This is a genomic window from Caldimonas tepidiphila, assembly GCF_003569765.1.
GTDB lineage: Bacteria > Pseudomonadota > Gammaproteobacteria > Burkholderiales > Burkholderiaceae_C > Caldimonas > Caldimonas tepidiphila.
This window is the reverse complement of record NZ_KZ983961.1, coordinates 2,144-19,917: the sequence shown is the minus strand read 5'-3', so window position 1 is coordinate 19,917 and position 17,774 is coordinate 2,144. Positions and strand designations below refer to the sequence as shown.

General features: G+C 70.9%; 17 protein-coding genes. 5 read left to right on the top strand and 12 right to left on the bottom strand.

Features of this window, described 5'->3' with window-relative positions; translation table 11 throughout:
- Positions 1-8: 8 nt before the first annotated feature.
- Complete coding sequence (trxC, locus tag D3A59_RS02105; protein ID WP_119153283.1) at positions 9-428, bottom strand: thioredoxin TrxC; 420 nt, start codon at positions 426-428, stop codon at positions 9-11.
- 50 nt (positions 429-478) lie between these two features.
- Positions 479-1,411 (bottom strand): LysR family transcriptional regulator, encoded by a 933-nt coding sequence (locus D3A59_RS02100; protein WP_170162275.1) that lies wholly within the window; start codon positions 1,409-1,411, stop codon positions 479-481.
- A gap of 101 nt (positions 1,412-1,512) precedes the next feature.
- Between D3A59_RS02100 and D3A59_RS25775 the strand changes: the two genes are divergently transcribed.
- Both D3A59_RS25775 and D3A59_RS02095 read left to right on the top strand, forming a co-directional pair.
- Positions 1,513-1,728, top strand: a complete 216-nt coding sequence (locus D3A59_RS25775) for a hypothetical protein (RefSeq protein ID WP_170162274.1) — start codon at positions 1,513-1,515, stop codon at positions 1,726-1,728.
- A 65-nt stretch (positions 1,729-1,793) separates the two neighbouring features.
- Entirely contained in the window at positions 1,794-2,234 is a 441-nt protein-coding gene (locus D3A59_RS02095) for a tautomerase family protein (RefSeq protein ID WP_205665078.1), read from the top strand.
- Between the two features lie 78 nt (positions 2,235-2,312).
- Here the strand turns inward: D3A59_RS02095 and D3A59_RS02090 are convergent, their stop codons facing one another.
- Positions 2,313-2,852 (bottom strand): flavin reductase family protein, encoded by a 540-nt coding sequence (locus D3A59_RS02090; protein ID WP_119153281.1) that lies wholly within the window; start codon positions 2,850-2,852, stop codon positions 2,313-2,315.
- A gap of 142 nt (positions 2,853-2,994) precedes the next feature.
- Between D3A59_RS02090 and D3A59_RS02085 the strand changes: the two genes are divergently transcribed.
- Positions 2,995-4,560, top strand: a complete 1,566-nt coding sequence (locus D3A59_RS02085; RefSeq protein WP_119153280.1) for an MFS transporter — start codon at positions 2,995-2,997, stop codon at positions 4,558-4,560.
- Positions 4,561-4,595: 35 nt separating this feature from the next.
- On the top strand, positions 4,596-5,417 hold the full coding sequence (locus D3A59_RS02080) for a M48 family metallopeptidase (RefSeq protein WP_119153279.1): 822 nt from the start codon (positions 4,596-4,598) through the stop codon (positions 5,415-5,417).
- Positions 5,418-5,450: 33 nt separating this feature from the next.
- Here D3A59_RS02080 and D3A59_RS02075 read toward each other — a convergent pair whose 3' ends face one another.
- The 8 genes from D3A59_RS02075 to cysD all read right to left on the bottom strand — a co-directional run bounded on the left by D3A59_RS02075 (position 5,451) and on the right by cysD (position 15,238).
- Positions 5,451-6,089: an MBL fold metallo-hydrolase gene (locus D3A59_RS02075; protein WP_119153278.1), complete on the bottom strand. Its 639-nt coding sequence runs from the start codon at positions 6,087-6,089 to the stop codon at positions 5,451-5,453.
- A gap of 91 nt (positions 6,090-6,180) precedes the next feature.
- The gene (locus D3A59_RS02070; protein ID WP_119153277.1) at positions 6,181-6,825 is read right to left on the bottom strand and encodes a CRISPR-associated endonuclease Cas1; all 645 of its coding nucleotides are present in this window, start codon (positions 6,823-6,825) and stop codon (positions 6,181-6,183) included.
- Between the two features lie 129 nt (positions 6,826-6,954).
- The gene (locus tag D3A59_RS02065) at positions 6,955-7,740 is read right to left on the bottom strand and encodes an exodeoxyribonuclease III (RefSeq protein WP_119153276.1); all 786 of its coding nucleotides are present in this window, start codon (positions 7,738-7,740) and stop codon (positions 6,955-6,957) included.
- A 49-nt stretch (positions 7,741-7,789) separates the two neighbouring features.
- A complete protein-coding gene (locus D3A59_RS02060) occupies positions 7,790-9,094 on the bottom strand; it encodes a capsule biosynthesis protein (protein WP_119153275.1) in 1,305 nt (434 codons plus the stop codon).
- Positions 9,095-9,264: 170 nt separating this feature from the next.
- Positions 9,265-11,277 (bottom strand): capsular polysaccharide biosynthesis protein, encoded by a 2,013-nt coding sequence (locus D3A59_RS02055; protein WP_119153274.1) that lies wholly within the window; start codon positions 11,275-11,277, stop codon positions 9,265-9,267.
- Positions 11,278-11,297: 20 nt separating this feature from the next.
- On the bottom strand, positions 11,298-12,296 hold the full coding sequence (locus D3A59_RS02050; protein WP_119153273.1) for a glycosyltransferase family protein: 999 nt from the start codon (positions 12,294-12,296) through the stop codon (positions 11,298-11,300).
- Between the two features lie 67 nt (positions 12,297-12,363).
- Positions 12,364-14,277 (bottom strand): sulfate adenylyltransferase subunit CysN, encoded by a 1,914-nt coding sequence (cysN, locus tag D3A59_RS02045; protein ID WP_119153272.1) that lies wholly within the window; start codon positions 14,275-14,277, stop codon positions 12,364-12,366.
- 61 nt (positions 14,278-14,338) lie between these two features.
- Positions 14,339-15,238, bottom strand: coding sequence for a sulfate adenylyltransferase subunit CysD (gene cysD / locus D3A59_RS26120; RefSeq protein WP_272868039.1), 900 nt, complete (start codon positions 15,236-15,238; stop codon positions 14,339-14,341).
- A 947-nt stretch (positions 15,239-16,185) separates the two neighbouring features.
- On the opposite strand from cysD, the gene cysQ reads away from it, so the two are divergent.
- Positions 16,186-16,947, top strand: a complete 762-nt coding sequence (gene cysQ, locus D3A59_RS02035; RefSeq protein WP_240635892.1) for a 3'(2'),5'-bisphosphate nucleotidase CysQ — start codon at positions 16,186-16,188, stop codon at positions 16,945-16,947.
- A 4-nt stretch (positions 16,948-16,951) separates the two neighbouring features.
- Here cysQ and D3A59_RS02030 read toward each other — a convergent pair.
- A protein-coding gene (locus D3A59_RS02030) for an IS5 family transposase (protein WP_419187226.1) occupies positions 16,952-17,750 on the bottom strand; the annotation gives its coding sequence in 2 pieces (ribosomal slippage) (positions 16,952-17,425 and positions 17,427-17,750; 798 coding nt in all).
- Positions 17,751-17,774: the final 24 nt, after the last annotated feature.

The window sequence follows — 17,774 nt, the reverse complement described above, 5'->3', positions numbered from 1 at the left end:
GCCGCGGCTCAGCCCCCCGTCGCCCAGCGCACCAGCTCGCGCGCCGGCATCGCGCCGCTGACGCGCCTGACCTCCTCGCCGCGGTGCAGCAGCAGCAGCGTCGGGATGCTGCGGATGCGAAAGCGCACCGAGGTCTTCGGGTTGTCATCGCTGTTGACCTTCGCGAACAGCACGCGGCCCTTGAGCTCGCGCGCCGCCGTCTCGAACTGCGGCGCCATCGCGCGGCAGGGGCCGCACCAGGGCGCCCAGAAGTCGACCAGCACCGGCAGCTCGGTGCGCCCGGCCACCGCGGCGAAGTCCGCGTCGCCGAGCTCGACCGGCGCGCCCGGCAGCAGCGCGGCCTTGCAGTGGCCGCAGTTCGGGTCCTCGGCGAGACGCTCGTCGGGCACGCGGTTGAGCGTCTGGCAGTGCGGGCAGGCGATCAGCATGGGGGAAACCTCCGGTCCTGCCACTGCAATTGGTGCTCCCGCGGCGGACTTCAAGCGCCGGCGCGCAGCCGCTGCGCGAGCGCGTCGCCGACCTGCTGCATGAAGAGCCGGATGCGCGCGGTCGAGCGCAGGTCCGGATGCGTCAGCAGCCACAGCGGCGTGTCGATCTCCTCGATCGGCGCGGACACCGCGACGAGATCGGGCTCGTCGGCCTCGACGAAGCTCGGCAGCAGCCCGATGCCGAGCCCCGTGCGCAGCATCGCCACCATCGAATGGAACAGGTCCACGCGCAGCCGGATGCGCTCGTCGGGCACCTGCGCGCGCATCCAGCGCTCGAAGAAGGTGGTCGAGCGGTCGCGCTCGTAGCCGATCCATGGGAACTCGAGCAGCTGCGCGAGCGGCCGCGGCGACTGCGGCAGCCCGGAGGCGCCGCGGCACGCGTAGATGCGGAAGCGCACGTCGCCGAGACGGCGCCCCACCAGGTGCTCGGGCACCGCGCGGCTCAGGCGCAGCGCCAGGTCGGCGTCGCGCCGCGACAGGTCCGCCAGCCCCGAGGCCTCGACCACCTCGACCTCGATGCCCGGGTGCGCGCGCGAGAAGGCCGCCAGCGGCGCGGGCAGCAGGTAGAGCATCGCGATGTAGGAGGTGTTGAGCCGCACGCTGCCGGCGAGCGCCAGGTCGCGCCCGCGGAGGCGGCGCGCGAGCTCGTCGATGCCCGGCTGCATCTGCCGCGCCTGCGCGACGAGCAGCTCGCCGGCCTCGGTCGGCAGGTAGCCGCTGCGCTGCCGCTCGAACAGCCGCGCGCCGAGCCGCCGCTCGAGCGCCCCCAGCCGCCTCAGCACCGTCGAATGCTGCACCTCCAGCGCCCGCGCCGCGCCGGCGAGCGAGCCGGCGTCGGCGATCGCCAGCGCGTAGCGCAGATCGTCCCAGTTCAGTCCGGGACGTGCGGACGGGGCGGCGGGTGCGGAGGAGCGGGGTGGCATGACCGTGCATTTTTGCAAAGTCCGGATGCATCGGGCGGGATTGGCGGAGCTTTTTCGCAAACCTAGAGTGGCGTCATCCCCTCTCCACGAAGGAGCCCGCGATGAACCTCCCGCTCGAAGCCCGGCCCTCGCCCGCCCCATCGTGCCCCCCGGCGCGACCGCGCCTCGTGCCGGCGCCCGCCGACCGCCCGGACACCCCGCACTCCGACACCGGGTGGCCCGAGAGCCTGCTCGACCGCTGGTTCGACGCCTGGGCGCGGCGCGCCGAGGCTCGCTGGGTCCGGGAGGCCTCCCGGATCCCGACCCCTTATTACTGACACGGATGCACTGACGCGGAAGGACCGGCAGCCTTCCTGCGATGTCCCCCGAAAAAGGAGCCGCCATGCCCTTCGCCCACCTGATGTTCACCACCCCGCCCTCCCCCGCCCTTCGCGAGGCTGCTGCGGACACGCTGCGAAACGGAATCGCGGGTGCGCTGAGCGCGCTGATCGCGACGCGGCTGCGCAAGCGCTCCGACCTCGTCGCGCTGCGCGTCGAGCCGGTCCCCGCAGCGCAGTGGACGATCGGCGGCACCCCGCTGCAGGACGCCGCGCAGGCCGGCGCACACCTGCAGGTGCAGGTCAGCGCCGGCACCAACACGGCCGCCGAGATGGAGGCCTTCGTCGCCGAGGCCTTCGCGCTGCTGGAGAGCCGCCTCGGGCCGCTGCATCCGGCGAGCTACGTCGTGGTGCAGGAGCTCCCGGCGACGGCCTGGGGCTGGGGCGGCCGCACGCAGCACGGCCGGCGGCTCGAGCAGGGCGCGACGGCGCCCGCCGGCCGGTGATGAGGTCCCGCTGCGGCATGCCCCTCAGGGCAGCGACGCGGGCGGCGGCGCGCGAGCCGAGCCCGGCCCGCCGCCGGCTCAGAGCGGCATCTCGGTGTAGAAGCGCCCGCCGTGGAAGATCAGCGGCGCGGCGCCGGGCGTGTGCGTGCAGCGCTCGACCTCGCCGACGAAGATGACGTGGTCGCCCTCCTCGTAGCGGCTGCGGTTGAAGCACTCGAACACCGCCATCGCGCCCTCGAGCACCGGCGCGCCGGCCACGCCCTCCTTCCAGGCGACGCCGGCCCAGCGGTCCTCGCCCTTGCGCGCGAAGCGCTCGGCGAGCTCGCGCTGGTCCGCCGCGAGGATGTTGATCGCGTAGTGCGAGCCGCGCTGGAACACCGGCATCGAGCCGGCGCGCATCGACAGGCTCCACAGCACCAGCGGCGGGTCGAGCGAGACCGAGTTGAAGGAGTTGGCGGTCAGCCCGATCAGCGTGCCGTCCGCGTCGCGCGCGGTGACGATCGTCACGCCGGTGGCGAAGGTGCCGAGCGCGGCGCGGAACTCCAGCGAGGAAAAGGACGGCGCGGCGGCGTGGCGGGGCGGGGTCAAGGGATGGTCCGGCAGCAGGGGAAAGACCATGCATTATTCCCTGCGCGCCGAAATCGCAGCGAGGACAGGGTGTTGCGGCAGTCGCGCCCCTTGCCGGGGAATTGCACCCGCTGCCAAATTTGCCCTCGACCGCCCGCATGCGTCCCGGGGGGCGCTGCCTAGAATCACCCGCATGAGCATCCCGCCCGCGGCCGAGTCCGCCTCCTCCGCCGCCGTCGCCCCGCCGCACACGCCTCCTGCCTACCGCCGCAAGCTGTTCTGGGTCGCGCTGCTGTACTTCAGCGAGGGCCTGCCGCTCGGAGTGTTCTTCGACATCTTCCCGGTCTACTTCCGCCAGCAGGGCGTCAACCTCGCCGACATCGGGCTGCTGAGCCTGCTCGGGCTGGCGTGGACGGTGAAGTTCCTGTGGGCGCCGGCGGTGGACTGGGCGCGGCGCCACCGCTGGTGGGTCGCGGGCGCCAACCTCGGCATGGCGGCGGTGATGGCGCTGTTCGCCTCGCAGGCCGGCGTGCCGGGCACGCCCGGCATCGTCAGCCCCTGGGTGTGGATCGCGATCGGCGCGTTCACGATGCTGTCGGCCACCAACGACATCGCCACCGACGGCTACACGATCGAGCTGCTCGACAAGCGCGAGTACGGCATGGCCAACGGCTTCCGCATCGGCTTCTACCGCGTCGGCATGCTGACCGCGGGCGCGGTGCTGATGATCTCGGGCTGGTTCGGCTGGGCGCTGGCCTACCTGCTCGGCACCGCGGTGTTCCTGCTCAACGCGGGCCTGGTGCTGCTGGCGCCGCGCGAGCCGCGGCGCCCGGGCGCGGCCCCGGGCAGCGTCGCTCGCGAGCTCTCGCTGCTGCGCGAGCAGCCGCTGTGGATCGCGGCGCTGGCGCTGGTGCTCGTCGGGCTGCTGTGGCCGGCGCTGCCGCCGGTGGCGCGGGCCGCCGGCTGGGAGGCGGTGGGGCGCTGGAACCAGCTGTGGTGGTTCAAGGGACTGCTGCCGGTGTCGCTGATGTTCGCCGGCGCGTCGCTGATGGTGGTCGCCGCGCGCGGTCCGCGCGCGAACCTGATGCGCGAGGGCCCGGTGTTCGGCGCCTGGGTCGAGCTGCTGTCGCGCCCGGGGATGATCGCGATCCTGGTCTTCATCCTCACCTTCAAGCTCGGCGACGCGGCGATGGGCTTCATGGTCAAGCCCTTCTGGGTCGACGCGGGCTTCTCGAACCAGCAGATCGGCCTGGTCAGCGTCAACCTGGGGCTGGCGCTGTCGATCGCGGGCGGACTGATCGGCGGCTGGTACGTTGACCGGCGCGGCATCTTCCGCGGCCTGTGGGTGCTGGGGCTGTGGCAGGCGCTGTCCAACCTCGGCTACGCGGCCGCGGCCTGGTACGTGCCGCGCGTCGTGCCCGGCGCCGACGGCACGATCGCCGCCGCCGACATCGCGCTGCACCACCAGCTCGCGGTCTACGCGGCCAGCGGCCTCGAGAGCTTCACCGGGGGCCTGGGCACCGGCGCGTTTCTTGCCTTCCTGATGGCAATCACGAGCCGTGCCAAGGCCACCACCGAATACGCGATCCTGTCGTCGATCTTCGCCTTCAGCCGCGCGGTGGCGGGCTGGGCCGGCGGCATCGGCGCGCAGGAGATGGGCTTCGCGGCCTACTTCTTCCTGACCTTCTGGCTGTCCTTCCCGGCCTACCTGCTGCTGCCGCCGGTGCGCCGCATGCTGGAACGCAGTGCCGCGGAGTGACTCGAACCCCGGGAACCCCATCTGGAGATGAGCGCATGAAACTCGCATCCCGCCTCAGCGGCCTGGCCCTGGCACTGGCCGTCGCGCTGCCCGGTGCGGTGCTGGCGCAGCAGACGCGCGAAGGCATCGATGTCGGCAAGCAGTCCTCCTGGTCCAAGCTCGTGCCCGCCGAGCAGATCGAGCAGGCCGCCGCGCAGCAGTACGCGCAGATGCTGCAGGAGGCGCGCGCGCAGAACGCGCTCGCGCCGGACAACCACCCGCAGCTGCGCCGCCTGCGCGCGATCGCGCAGCGCATCATCCCGCACGCCGAGAACTGGAACCCGCGCGCGAAGCAGTGGCGCTGGGAGGTGAACCTGATCGGCTCCAAGCAGCTCAACGCCTTCTGCATGCCCGGCGGCAAGATCGCCTTCTACACCGGCATCCTCGAGCAGCTGCAGCTCACCGACGACGAGGTGGCGATGATCATGGGCCACGAGATGGCGCATGCGCTGCGCGAGCACGCGCGCGAGCGCATCGGCAAGACGGCGGCGACCCGGCTCGGCGCCAACCTCGTCTCCGGCCTGTTCGGGCTCGGCGCGGTCGGCGACACGCTGTTGAACATGGGCGGTCAGCTGCTGACGATGCGCTTCAGCCGCGAGGACGAGAGCGAGTCCGACCTCGTCGGCATGGAGCTCGCCGCGCGCGCCGGCTACGACCCGCGTGCCGGCGTCACGCTGTGGCAGAAGATGGGCGCGGCGAACAAGGGCGCGCCGCCGCAGTGGCTGTCCACGCACCCGGCGGGCACGGCGCGCATCCAGCAGATCGAGGCTAACCTGCCGAAGGTGATGCCCCTGTACGAGCGGGCGCGGCGCGGCTGAGTCCCGCTCCGGGACGACCGCCCCCGGGAGGCCTCAGGTTCCCCGCACGTAGGGATTGCTGCGCCGTTCCTCGCCGAAGCGGCTCTCCGGACCGTGACCGGGGATGAACACCACGTCGTCGCCCATCGGCCACAGCCGCTGCGCGATCGAATCGATCAGCGTCGCGTGGTCGCCGCCGGGGAAGTCGGTGCGGCCGATGCTGCCGGCGAACAGCACGTCGCCGACGAAGCAGCGCCGCGCGTCGGGCGCGAAGAACACCACGTGACCCGGCGTGTGGCCGGGCGTGTGGCGCACCTCGAGCTGGCTGCGCCCCACCGCCACCGTGTCGCCGTCGCGCAGCCAGCGCGCCGGCTCGAAGGGCTCGGCCTCGGGAAAGCCGAACATGCGGCTCTGCTGCGCCAGCCCCTCGATCCAGAACCGGTCGCCCTCGTGCGGGCCGACGATTGGCAGGTCCCGCTCGCGCGCGAGCCGGCCGGCGCCGCCCGCATGGTCGATGTGCGCGTGCGTGAGCAGGATCTGGCGCAGCGTCACGCCGAGACGGTCGGCCGCCTCGAGCAGCCGCGGCAGCTCGCCGCCGGGGTCGATCACCGCGCCCTCCATCGTCTCGTCGCACCAGACGATGGAGCAGTTCTGCTGGAAGGGCGTGACGGGGACGGTTTCGTAGCGCAGCATCGTTGTCGTCGGAAATCCATGAAAAAAGGCGCCTGCCATTGTGCATGGCGGCGCCCTTCGTGCTGCGGGGGCGCCGGGCGCCCCCGCCCTCTCAGAAGCGGTAGTTCAGGCCGATGCTGATCTGGGGAATGACCCTGATCTTGCCCACGCCGTCGCTCAGCTCCTGGCGCTCGCGCTCGATGTCGCGCTGGGCCTCGGCACTGTCGTCCCAGTCGCCGCTGGTGCTGACGCTCACCTTGGCCTTGCCGAGCGAGGCGCCCAGGTCGAACACGAAGCCCAGGCCCTTGGCGAGCTGGTGCCCGTAGCCAATGCCGAGATACGGCGTGGTGCGCGGGAAGCTGATCTCGACGTCGAAGCGGTCGTCGGCATCCAGCCGGTAGTCGGTGTCGCCGATGCGCTGGAAGCTGCCGTCGCCCCGGGCGCTCAGACTGGCCTTGATGTCGTTGAAGGTCATGCCGCCGGTGAGACGGAAACCGCCCTGGAACGGGAACCAGTCGGCGAACACGCCGGTGCGCTGCACCTTGATCTTGCCGGTGTAGTCCACGCCCTCCTCCTTGCCCGACTTCTCGTGGCTGCCGAGCGTGGCGACGTCGGCGCGAACCGTGAGGCTGCTGCTCAGGGGCTGCGCATAGCCCAGCATCACGCCGGGCAGGCCGACGTTGCCATAGATCTCGCCGGCCTGTGCACCGACGCTGAGGACGCACAGCGCGCCGAGCGCCGCGAGGGATTTCTTCATGCCTGTTCTCCGGAAAACGCCGCGCCTCCCGTGGGGCGGCTGCGCGGCGCAGTCTAGGGGTAACGTTTTATTGCAACAAGGAAGAAGTTCCGCGTTGGCAACCTTTGTGGGAGCGACGCGACATCCGCCTCACATCGGGTAGTCGTAGTCGATCGTCAGCGGCGCATGGTCACTGAAGCGCTGGTCCTTGTAGACCGCCACGGCATGCGCGGTGGCGGCGACGGCGGGCGTGGCGATCTGGTAGTCGATGCGCCAGCCGACGTTCTTCGCCCAGGCCTGGCCGCGGTTGCTCCACCAGGTGTAGGCCTCGCCGCCGTCGGCGGGGCGCAGCGTGCGGTGCACGTCGACGAGCCCGAGGCCGAGCATGCGCGTGAACCAGTCGCGCTCCTCGGGCAGGAAGCCGCTGTTCTTGAGGTTGCCCTTCCAGTTCTTCAGGTCGAGCGCCTGGTGCGCGATGTTGATGTCGCCGCACAGCACGAACTCGCGCCCGGCCTTCAGGTGCTCGAGCTGCGGCATGAACTCCGCGAGGAAGCGGAACTTGGCCTGCTGGCGCTCCTCGGAGCTCGAGCCGCTCGGGAAGTAGCAGCTGATGACGCTGAAGCGCCGCGACGGCGTGTCGAAGCGGGCCTCCACGTAGCGGCCCTCGGCGTCGAATTCGGCGCAGCCGAAGCCGACCCGCACGTCGCTCGGCTCGTGCCGCGAGTAGACGCCGACGCCCGAGTAGCCCTTCTTCTCGGCGTGGTGGAAATGGCCTCGCAGTCCCGCCACCTGCTCGAAGCGCCCGATCACGTCGGGCGCCTGGCACTTCAGTTCCTGGAGGCAGCAGAAATCGGCGCGCTGCTGTTCGAGCCATGCCGGCCAGCCCTTGGTGGCGGCCGAGCGGATGCCGTTGGCGTTGAGGGAGATGATGCGCATGGGGCGCGATGGTAGCGGGGCCGCCCGCGGCCCGCAGGGCGCCGACGCCTCAGGCGCGCTGCAGCGGCTCGGGGGCCTCCAGCGCCTCGAGCGCCTCGAGCGCCGGGCTGCCCTCCGTATCGAGCTCGAGCGCCGGCACCTCGCCGTAGAAGCTGGCATTGAGCTGGCTCTGCGCGATCACGTGAGCCTTGAAGCGGCTGAACAGCGCCGCATCGACCTCGCCCGGCTGCGTCCAGAAGCTCTGCAGCGGCCCTGGATGCACGAGGCCGCGCACCGCGTAGAAGGCCTCGCCGAGCGTGACCACCGGGCAGCGATGGTAGAGCGCCTGCAGCCCCACGGTGGAGTTGATCGTCACCACGCCGCGCGCATGCTGCAGCAGCGTCGGCAGGTGCGCGTCGTGAAGGTAGCGCACCCGCGCACCGATGCCGAGCGCGTCGGCCGCGCGGGCGATCAGGCGGCCGTAGTCGCGGTAGGCCCGGTCCATCGGATGGTGCTTGATCACCAGCAGCGTGTCCTGCGGCGCATGCGCGGCGAAGGACGCGAGCACCTGCTCGATGAAATTCTCGACCCTGCCGAACGGCGAGTGGTGCGTCACCTGGCTGTCGTTGTGCACCTGCAGCGGCACGAGGAACCAGCGCCCGCTCAGCGGCGCCTCGCACAGGCTCGCGTGGCCGCGCTCCTTCAAGCGGAACCACAGCTTGCGCCAGCCCCCGCGCACCCAGCGCAGGCCCTCGGCGACAGGACTGATCGGACGGTGGTGGCTGTAGTGGGCGTAGCGGCGGCTCCTGGCGACCGTGGCCATGTAGTAGGACACCGCCTGCCAGGCCATGCGGCCGAAGCGCTGGTTCGTGGCGCGCGGCGATGCGGGTTCCTGCGACGACCGGCCCCGGTAGGCCTGCGGGTTGCGCGGCAGCGGCGAGTCCGCGTTCACGCCGCCGCGCTCCAGCGTCACGTAGTGCGGCCGGAAGTAGCCTTCCTCGAACACGTAGACCGGCACGCCCAGCTCGCGCGCCACCGCGCGCGCGCGCAGGTGCAGCGAGCGCGTCTGCCCGAACAGCACCAGCGCATCGACGGCGTGCGAGCGCAGGTACTGCCGCAGCCAGTGCGGCCAGTCCTTCAGCGTGCCGGTGTAGGGCTCGGCGGGTGTGGCCGAATAGAACAGCTCGTCGCCGCCGTTGAAATGCACCTTGCGCACCTGCTTGCCCTGCGCCAGCAGGAAGCGGGCGAGCTGGTCGAAGAAGGGGCCCATCGGCCCCTGCAGCAGGAGCGGGCGCTGATGGCCGAGCAGCGCGCGAAACGATTCCGGCGGCGGCGGGATGGCCGGCAGGGAGTCGGTGCGAAACGAGCCGGTCATGGGAAGGCGTGGCGAACGAGAGGCGACAAAAAGGAACAACTGTTCCCTGATTGTTGTCGTTGCAACCTATCGTCGCCAGCGGCCTACTGCCGCTTTTTGCCTACAAGAGCGGAATTTCTGCTCTTTTTTCCCATTTATGTGACGTATTCACGACACCTCGGCGCCCAGGCTCAGCGCTTGCGCCAGCCCAGGACCCATCGCAGCAACCGCCGCCGCCACGATAGCCTCGACGCACCCTGGGCTCGCCAGGCCAGCAACTCGTCGAGGGCTCGCTCCGGGGTGGTGAAGGCGCCGCTGCTGCGGCTGACGTAGGCCGGGTAGAGGATCAGCACCCCCGCCACCAGCTCGTCGAGCGTCAGGCGCCGGGTGCGCCGGGGATGCGGCTGCGCATCCTGCGTCAGGCCCCAGCCGGCGTAGAAGGGCTGGCCGTGGCAGACGACGCGCTTGCCGCGCAGCAGCGCCTCGAAGCCGGCCAGCGAGGTGAGCACGTGCACCTCGTCGGCGGCGTCGAGCATCGCGTGCATCGGCGCGTCGACCACCAGCTCGTCGCAGAAGCGCCGCGCCTCGCCCTCGCCGCGTCCCGGCTGGCGCAGCCGGGCCACCACGTCCGGGTGGGGCTTGTAGATCAGGTGTGCCTGCGGCGCCGCCTCGCGCGCCGCACGCAGCAGCCCGAAGTTGGTGCGCAGCCCCGGGGCACCGTAGGCGAGCGAGGCGTCGCTCTCGACCTGTCCGGGCACCAGCACCACGCGCACGTCCTGTGCCGGCCGCGACCAGCCGCCCTGCCCGACGTTGTACTTCGTGAGGCCGGTGGCGACGATGCGCTCGCGCAGCGCGCGTGCGCGAGCGAGCAGCGCGGCGTCGAACTCGGCCGTCTGCAGCAGCGTCTCCAGGTCGGAGGGCCGCGTCGCGTCGTAGTAGATGCCGCTGCGGTCCATCACCCAGGACAGCGGCCGCACCAGATCCGCGCCGAGGCCGACCGAGCGCAGGAAGCCGTCCTCGAGGCGGACGACGGACGCGGCAGCGGCCGGGCCCCGGACGGCAGGCGTGCCGCCTCCGGGTTCGCGGCGGCCCCAGACGGCCAGCGTGGCGCCGGGCGGCGCCGATTCCGCCCGCTTGAGGAAATCCACTTCGCTGCCGGAGAAGAAGGCATGCACGATCGGCTTCTTCCAGCGCGAGAAGCCGAGCGCGTGCACCCGGGGCGGAAAGCGCTCGCGCATGCGGCGCTGCAGCGCCATCCACTCGATGAGGCGTTCGGGCTCGCAGCGCTGCATCGTTTCGGGGTCGATGTAGCGCGGGTAGTCGACCAGTGCCGCGTGCACCAGGTTCTCGAACGGCACGGGGCGCCGGCGCTCGGGTGCCGGCAGCTCGTCCTGCGTCAGGCCCCAGCCGGCGTAGAAGGGCATGCCGAAGGTGCGCACCGGCTTGCCCCACAGCAGGGCCTCGAAGCCCATCTGCGAGGTCACCGCGTACACCGCCCGGGACGACGCGAGCAGTGCGGGCGGGTGCATGTCATCGGCCAGCAGCACGACCCGCCCGGCCTGACCGGCCGTGAGGGACTCGAAGTGCCCGCGCTTGCGGCCGGCAATCACGTCCGGATGCACCTTCAGCACGACCGGCACGCCCGGGTTCTCGTCGAGGGCGGCCTCCAGCATGCGCGCGAAGCTGCGGGCGTCGGCCAGCCCGCATCGGATCGAGGCGTCACCGAAGGTCTGGTCCACCGCCAGCACGAACGCGCCCGCCGGCAGCGCAGCCGACTCGCGCGCATGGTTGTACTTGGAGAGGCGGGCGGCCTGCCACATCGCGCGCAGCCGGTCGGCCCGCTGCCGCTGTGCCTCGTCCAGCCCGGCGGCGATCCGGGATTCGAGGCGGCTCGGGCCGGTCGCGTCGTAATAGATGCCCTGGTCGTCGACCACCAGCGACCAGGGCGGCTCGCAAGCGCCCAGTCCGACGGAGCGCAGGAAGCCGTCCTCGATGCGGAGCAGCGGCAGTCCGCGCCGCCGCGCCGCCCGCTCGGCGCGGCGCGCGACCGGCTTGCGCCCCCAGGCCAGTACGCCATCGAGCGGATCCCACAGCGCGGCGGGCATGTCCACGACCTGCAGGTCGTCGAGCAGGCGCGGCAGCGTCTGCAGCCGGCTCAGGCCCAGCGTGAAGACGCCGTAGCGCGGCCGCTTCTCGGCAGACATCGCGCTCGCTTCCACGGGACTCACAGGCCCGGCTCCGGCACAGGCCGGGCCGCCTCGAGAGCCCGGCGGCGTGCCGCGGCCGCCATGCGCTCGCGGCGCGGCGCGTCCTCGACCAGCGCGACGATGTGCCGCACCCAGGTCTGCGGCTCGTGGTCGAGCAGCAGTCCGTCCTCCTCGTGCCGCACCCAGCCCGCGTAGGGCTCGCCGTCGGCATACAGGCCGACGGCTCCCATGCGGGCGAAATCGAAGAACTTCACCGCGCCGCGGGCCGCGTTGAAGCGGCTCGGGCGCAGCGGAGCAAGCCCGATGTCGCGCGGGCACGCGGCGCTGTAGTCGAGGTAGCCGGGCCAGGACAGCTGGTGCACCACCGAAACCCGGGGCAGGCCTCGGTAGAGCCGCTGCACGGAGACGTCGCCGAAGAGTTCCACATGAGTGTGGGCACAGCGTCGCTGCACCGCCTCGATCACCGGCCGCAGCCACTCCAGCTCACGCCGGTGGGTGGGCAGGCTGCCGTGGTAGCAGATGCGCACTGGTGCGGGCGCGGCCTGCAGCAGTTCCTGTGCGGGACGCAGGGGCAGCACCTCCGGTCGCAGCGCCGCGTAGCGCCGCGCCAGCGCAGGCGTCGAGACCCAGAAGGCGTCGCAATGGCGCTCCAGCCAGCGCCGGTGCATCGTAGCGCCGCGAAAGACCTTGAGCGCGTAGCGCCAGGGCAGCTCCCGCAGAACGCCCGCGTCGAGCAGGTCGTCGTCCATGAAATAGACCACGCCCGCGAGTTGCGACCGCAGCCGCCCGAGCAGCGTCCGCCACGGCAGCGACAGGTAGCGGCAGATCACTACTGCGTCGCCGGGACGCGGGACCGCTGCCGCGCCGCGAGGCGGCAGCCGCGGGTCGGCGTGGACGACCGGCAGCCCCTGGCACGCCAGGCGCTGCTGGAGCAGGTAGGCCCAGGACGCGTTGTCGCCCTGCGACAGCACGACGATGCGCTGCGGCGGCGAACGCCAGTCCCCGCGGCCCGTCATCGACGCGCCACGCGCGTTGCGGCGCGCGCTCCCCGTCCTGCCTGTGCGCTGCCGCGATGCGGACGACTCATCGCAGCAGGCCGAGCAGCCCGCGCGCGGCCAGCACGGCGACGATCTGGGCGGCCGCCTCCTCGGCGGAAAGCCGGGTCGTGTCGACGCGGATCTCAGGGTTCTCGGGCGGCTCGTACGGCGAGTCGATGCCGGTGAAGTTGCGCAGCTCGCCGCGGCGCGCCTTGCGGTACAGGCCCTTCGGGTCGCGGTGTTCCGCGACCTCCAGCGGCGTGTCGACGAAGACCTCGAGGAACTCGCCCTCGTCGACCAGCCCGCGCGCCATCTGGCGCTCGGCGCGGAAGGGCGAGATGAAGGCGGTCAGCACGATCAGCCCCGCGTCCACCATCAGGCGCGCGACCTCGCCGACGCGGCGGATGTTCTCCACCCGGTCCTCGTCGGTGAAGCCGAGGTCCTTGTTCAGCCCGTGCCGCACGTTGTCGCCATCGAGCAGATAGGTGTGGCGGCCCAGCGCGCAGAGCTTCTTCTCGACCAGGTTGGCGATCGAGGACTTGCCAGCCCCCGACAGACCGGTGAACCAGAGAACGCAGGACTGCTGGTTCTTCATCGCCGAACGCGACGCCTTGTCCACGTCGAGGTGCTGCAGATGGATGTTGTGCGAGCGCCGCAGCGCGAAATGCAGCATCCCGGCACCGACGGTGTTGTTGCCGAGGCGGTCCATCAGGATGAAGCCGCCCGTGTCGCGGTTGTCGCGGTACGCGTCGAAGGCCAGAGGCCGGTCCACGCTCAGGTTGCACACCGCGATCGCGTTGAGCTCCAGCTTCTTCGCCGCGAGGTGCTCGAGCGTGTTCACGTTGACCTGGTACTTGATCTCGGTGACTGTGGCAGAGACGGTGCAGGCGCCGAGTTTGAGCAGGTAGGGCCGGCCCGGCAGCATCGGCTCGTCGTGCATCCAGACCAGCGTGACCTCGAACTGGTCGGCCACCTCGGCCGGCGCCTCGGCGGTCGAGATCATGTCGCCGCGCGAGATGTCGATCTCCTCGCTCAGCGTCAGCGTCACCGACTGGCCTGCGACGGCCTGCTCCAGGTCGCCATCGGCAGTGACGATGCGCTCGATGCGGGCCTCCTTGCCGGAAGGCTGCACCCGGATGCGCTCGCCGCGCCGCGCGACGCCGCTGGCGAGCGTGCCGGCGAAGCCGCGGAAATGCATGTCCGGCCGGTTCACCCACTGCACCGGCATGCGCAGCGGCTGCTTCTGCAGGTGCGTGGCGTCGATCTCCACCGCCTCCAGGTAGCCCATCAGCGTCGTGCCGCGGTACCAGGGCATGCGCGTGCTGCGCTCCAGGATGTTGTCGCCCTTGAGCGCCGACATCGGGATGGCGGTCACCTGCTCGAGGCCGACCTGCCGGGCGAAGGTCAGGTAGTCGTCGACGATGCGCCGGAACACCGGCTCCGCGTAGTCCACGGCGTCCATCTTGTTGACGGCGAGCACGACGTGGCGGATGCCCACCAGCGATGCGAGGTAGCTGTGGCGGCGGGTCTGCGTCAGCACGCCCTTGCGCGCATCGATCAGGATCACCGCGACGTCGGCGGTGGACGCGCCCGTGATCATGTTGCGGGTGTACTGCTCGTGACCGGGCGTGTCGGCGACGATGAACTTGCGCCGCTCGGTCGAGAAGAAGCGGTAGGCGACGTCGATGGTGATGCCCTGCTCGCGCTCGGCGGCCAGGCCGTCAACCAGCAGGGCGAAGTCGATCTCGCCGCCTTGCGTGCCCCACTTGCGGGAGTCCGCGGCAACAGCGGCGAGCTGGTCCTCGAACAGCATCTTCGACTCGTACAGCAGGCGGCCGATCAGCGTGCTCTTGCCGTCGTCGACGCTGCCGCAGGTGATGAAGCGCAGCAGGCTCTTGCGCTCGTGCCGGCGCAGGTACTCTTCGATGTCGCTGGCGATCAGGTCGGATTGGTGGGCCATGGAAGTCAGTCTTTTCAGTGGGAGGCGGCGGAAAGTCGGGAAGGCAGGCGCGGCTGCGCGCTCAGAAATAGCCTTCCTGCTTCTTCTTCTCCATCGACGCGGCCGAGTCGTGATCGATCATCCGGCCCTGGCGCTCCGAGGTGCGCGTCAGCAGCATCTCCTGGATCACCGCGGTGAGGCTCTGCGCTTCGGACTCCACCGCTCCCGACAGCGGGTAGCAGCCCAGGGTGCGGAAGCGCACCCTGCGCATCACCGGTACTTCGCCGGGGCGCAGCGGCATGCGCTCGTCGTCCACCATGATCAGCGTGCCGTCGCGCTCGACCACGGGGCGCTCCTTGGCGAAGTACAGCGGCACGATCGGGATGTTCTCCAGCAGGATGTACTGCCAGATGTCGAGCTCGGTCCAGTTCGACAGCGGGAAGACGCGGATCGACTCGCCCTTGTGCTTGCGCGCGTTGTAGAGCCGCCAGAGCTCCGGCCGCTGGCTCTTCGGATCCCAGCGGTGCTGCGCGGTGCGGAAGGAGAAGATGCGCTCCTTCGCGCGCGACTTCTCCTCGTCGCGCCGCGCGCCGCCGAAGGCGACATCGAAACCGTGCTTGTCCAGCGCCTGCTTCAGCGCCTGGGTCTTCATCACGTCGGTGTGGATCTGCGAGCCGTGCGTGAACGGGTTGATGCCGCGCGCGACGCCCTCCTCGTTGACGTGCACCAGCAGTTCCATCCCCGACTCGCGGGCCATGCGCTCGCGCATCGCGTACATGTCGCGGAACTTCCACGTCGTGTCCACGTGCAGCAGCGGGAAGGGCGGTACCGCCGGGAAGAAGGCCTTGCGCGCCAGGTGCAGCATCACCGCGCTGTCCTTGCCGATCGAATACAGCATCACCGGGTTGTCGCTCTCGGCCACCACTTCTCGCATGATGTGGATGCTTTCGGCCTCGAGCCGCTGCAGATGGGTCAGGTTCATGGAAATCTCTTCCTGCGGTTTCGGAACGGGCGTCGCCGCCCGAGTCTCTCGGTGTCGGAGGGGGGCAGCCGGCCCGACCGGGTGAATCCATTGCATGTCGGTGGGCTCGACGGCGAGCCCCGGACATGCGGCCAGCCACGCGGCGAGGCCCTTGTCGGCTTCGACAGCCTGCTCGACCCGCATGCCGTGCAGCAGCAGCGTGGTCCCGCGGCTCCAGCCGCGGCGCAGCAGCGCGTGCAGCGCCCGGGCGTTCTCGCCGCTGCGCACCGGCAGCCAGTGCAGCCGGCCGCGCGCGGTGACGAGAAACAGCGCCCGGCCTCGGCACTGCGTCGAGGGGCCGCCGGCCACCTCGCCGCACCAGGCAAGGCGGTGCGCAGCCGCCGACGCCCGCGGCACGGCGTTCGCCACGCAACCCCAGCGCTTCAGATAGCGAGCCAAGGCCTGCCTGGAAATCTGCATGCCGAAGCGCTGCTCGGCCAGCCGCTGCACCAGCGCCGGGGTCCAGGCCTCGGCCGGCAGACCGTGGTCCTCGGGCCACTCCCGCCATACGATGGCGGCGAGCTGCATTTCCTGCTCGCTGTCCAGACGCCGTCCGAAGCCCGCAGGCCGACCTGCGGGCCGGGCCGCCACCGCGTTCCACCCCCCCTGCTGGAATGCCCGGAACGCCGCGACGATCGTCGGCGAGCTCAGCCCTGTGCGCTCGCGCACCTGTGCCAGGGTCAGGCCCTGCAGGCGCAGCTGTACGGCGAGCCGGCGGCGCTCGGAAGCGGCTTCTGCAAGGGTGGAAATCTTTGGCAACAAAATTGTTTACACCCACATATGGGGTTGGCAAGTGTAATGGGGCGATACACTGGTGAACCCACCGCTCACTCCAGCAACTCCCGTTTCGGAGAATTCCTTTGCATCCTGAAAGCCTCGATGCCACGGCAGCCGCCGAGTTGCAAGCCTTGCTGGCCCCCGTCTGCGACATCGCCCGTATTGCCGGGCGCGCGATCCTGGAGATCTACGGGCGGGAGATCGTCGTGCAGCACAAGCAGGACGCCTCCCCGGTCACTGAGGCCGACGCGCGCGCCGAGGCGCTGATCCTGGAAGCGCTCGGCGCCCTGTTGCCGGGCGTGCCGGTGGTCGCCGAGGAAAGCGTGTCACAGGGCCGCATCCCTGCGGTGGGGGACAGCTTCTGGCTCGTGGACCCGCTCGACGGCACCAAGGAGTTCATCAACCGCAACGGGGAGTTCACCGTGAACATCGCGCTGGTGCGGCAAGGCGTGCCGGTCCTCGGCGTCGTCCTCGCGCCGGCGCTCGGCCGGCTGTTCGCCGGCATGGCCGGGGCGGGTGCAACCCTGGAAGACGCCGCGGGGTGCCGCTCGATTCGCGTGCGCGAGCCAGGCGCCGACGGCTTGGTCGTGGTCGGCAGCCGCTCGCACGGCGACGCCGCGGCGATGGACGCCTTCCTTGGGGGCACCCGGGTCGCGGCGCTGCGCGGTGCGGGCTCATCGCTGAAGTTCTGCCTCGTGGCTGCCGCCGAGGCCGACCTGTACCCGCGCCTCGGCCGCACGATGGAGTGGGACACTGCGGCCGGACACGCGGTGCTGCTCGCCGCCGGCGGTCGGGTGCTGACGCGCGAAGGGCAGGCGCTGCGCTACGGCAAGGCGGGCTTCGAGAACCCGCACTTCGTCGCCGCCGGCTTCGACTGGCAGTTCAGCAGCTAAGAGCCTATTCCAGTAGGCCAGTAGCGCGCCAAGTGATGAGCCCACAAGCCAGGTGCAGCATGGCGAGATAGGTATCAGCGCGCTTTTCCCAGCGTACGAGGATGCGACGGCAGCGGTTGAGCCAGCTGTGCGTGCGCTCTACCACCCAGCGTCGCGCCTTGTCGCCCGCCTCGCGCTTGATGGCCGCGGCCTCTTCGCCGCGGGTCCGGATGTGGGCGGTGAAGCCGAACGCGGCCACAAGCGCTCGGACCTCGTCGTAGTCATAGCCCTTGTCCAGGCACAGTCCCTGAGGGGCCTCGCGCCGCAGATCGGGCCGCTTGACCACGATGCCGGCCAAGGTGGCAGCGGTGAGCTTCATGTCGTGCCGGTTGGCACCCGCCACCTCAATGGCCAGCGGGATGCCGGCTGCGTCCGTGAGCGTGCTGCGCTTGGTGCCCCCTTTGCCGCGATCCGTAGGGTTGGGGCCCGTTTTCCCCCCCACCCAGCGGCGCCTTCGTCATTGCGCCGTCCATTGCCAGCCAGCTCCAGTCGATGCCCTTCAACGCATCGTAGGCCAACAGGCCCTGCTGCCAGAACTCCAGGAACACCCCGGCGTCGCACCACTCGCGAAAGCGCCGGTAGGCCGAGCTGCTCGAGCACACCCCGGTGGCCTTCAAGGCGTTCCACTGCATGCCCGTGCGCAGCACCAGCAAGATGGCGTTCATGGCTGCACGATCCGACACGCGCGGGTTGTGGCACCCCAGTGGATGCTGGGGACGGGGCAGCAGCAGTGGCTCCATCTGGGCCCACAGCTCTTCCGGGATGCGCCAGCCATCGTCCTTGCTCAC

Bases quoted from the DNA above. Each gene is read 5' to 3' on its own strand.
- trxC (WP_119153283.1), bottom strand. From the start codon at position 428: ATGCTGATCGCCTGCCCGCACTGCCAGACGCTCAACCGCGTGCCCGAC.
- D3A59_RS02100 (WP_170162275.1), bottom strand. From the start codon at position 1,411: ATGCCACCCCGCTCCTCCGCACCCGCCGCCCCGTCCGCACGTCCCGGA.
- D3A59_RS25775 (WP_170162274.1), top strand. From the start codon at position 1,513: ATGAACCTCCCGCTCGAAGCCCGGCCCTCGCCCGCCCCATCGTGCCCC.
- D3A59_RS02095 (WP_205665078.1), top strand. From the start codon at position 1,794: ATGCCCTTCGCCCACCTGATGTTCACCACCCCGCCCTCCCCCGCCCTT.
- D3A59_RS02090 (WP_119153281.1), bottom strand. From the start codon at position 2,852: ATGGTCTTTCCCCTGCTGCCGGACCATCCCTTGACCCCGCCCCGCCAC.
- D3A59_RS02085 (WP_119153280.1), top strand. From the start codon at position 2,995: ATGAGCATCCCGCCCGCGGCCGAGTCCGCCTCCTCCGCCGCCGTCGCC.
- D3A59_RS02080 (WP_119153279.1), top strand. From the start codon at position 4,596: ATGAAACTCGCATCCCGCCTCAGCGGCCTGGCCCTGGCACTGGCCGTC.
- D3A59_RS02075 (WP_119153278.1), bottom strand. From the start codon at position 6,089: ATGCTGCGCTACGAAACCGTCCCCGTCACGCCCTTCCAGCAGAACTGC.
- D3A59_RS02070 (WP_119153277.1), bottom strand. From the start codon at position 6,825: ATGAAGAAATCCCTCGCGGCGCTCGGCGCGCTGTGCGTCCTCAGCGTC.
- D3A59_RS02065 (WP_119153276.1), bottom strand. From the start codon at position 7,740: ATGCGCATCATCTCCCTCAACGCCAACGGCATCCGCTCGGCCGCCACC.
- D3A59_RS02060 (WP_119153275.1), bottom strand. From the start codon at position 9,094: ATGACCGGCTCGTTTCGCACCGACTCCCTGCCGGCCATCCCGCCGCCG.
- D3A59_RS02055 (WP_119153274.1), bottom strand. From the start codon at position 11,277: ATGTCTGCCGAGAAGCGGCCGCGCTACGGCGTCTTCACGCTGGGCCTG.
- D3A59_RS02050 (WP_119153273.1), bottom strand. From the start codon at position 12,296: ATGACGGGCCGCGGGGACTGGCGTTCGCCGCCGCAGCGCATCGTCGTG.
- cysN (WP_119153272.1), bottom strand. From the start codon at position 14,277: ATGGCCCACCAATCCGACCTGATCGCCAGCGACATCGAAGAGTACCTG.
- cysD (WP_272868039.1), bottom strand. From the start codon at position 15,238: ATGAACCTGACCCATCTGCAGCGGCTCGAGGCCGAAAGCATCCACATC.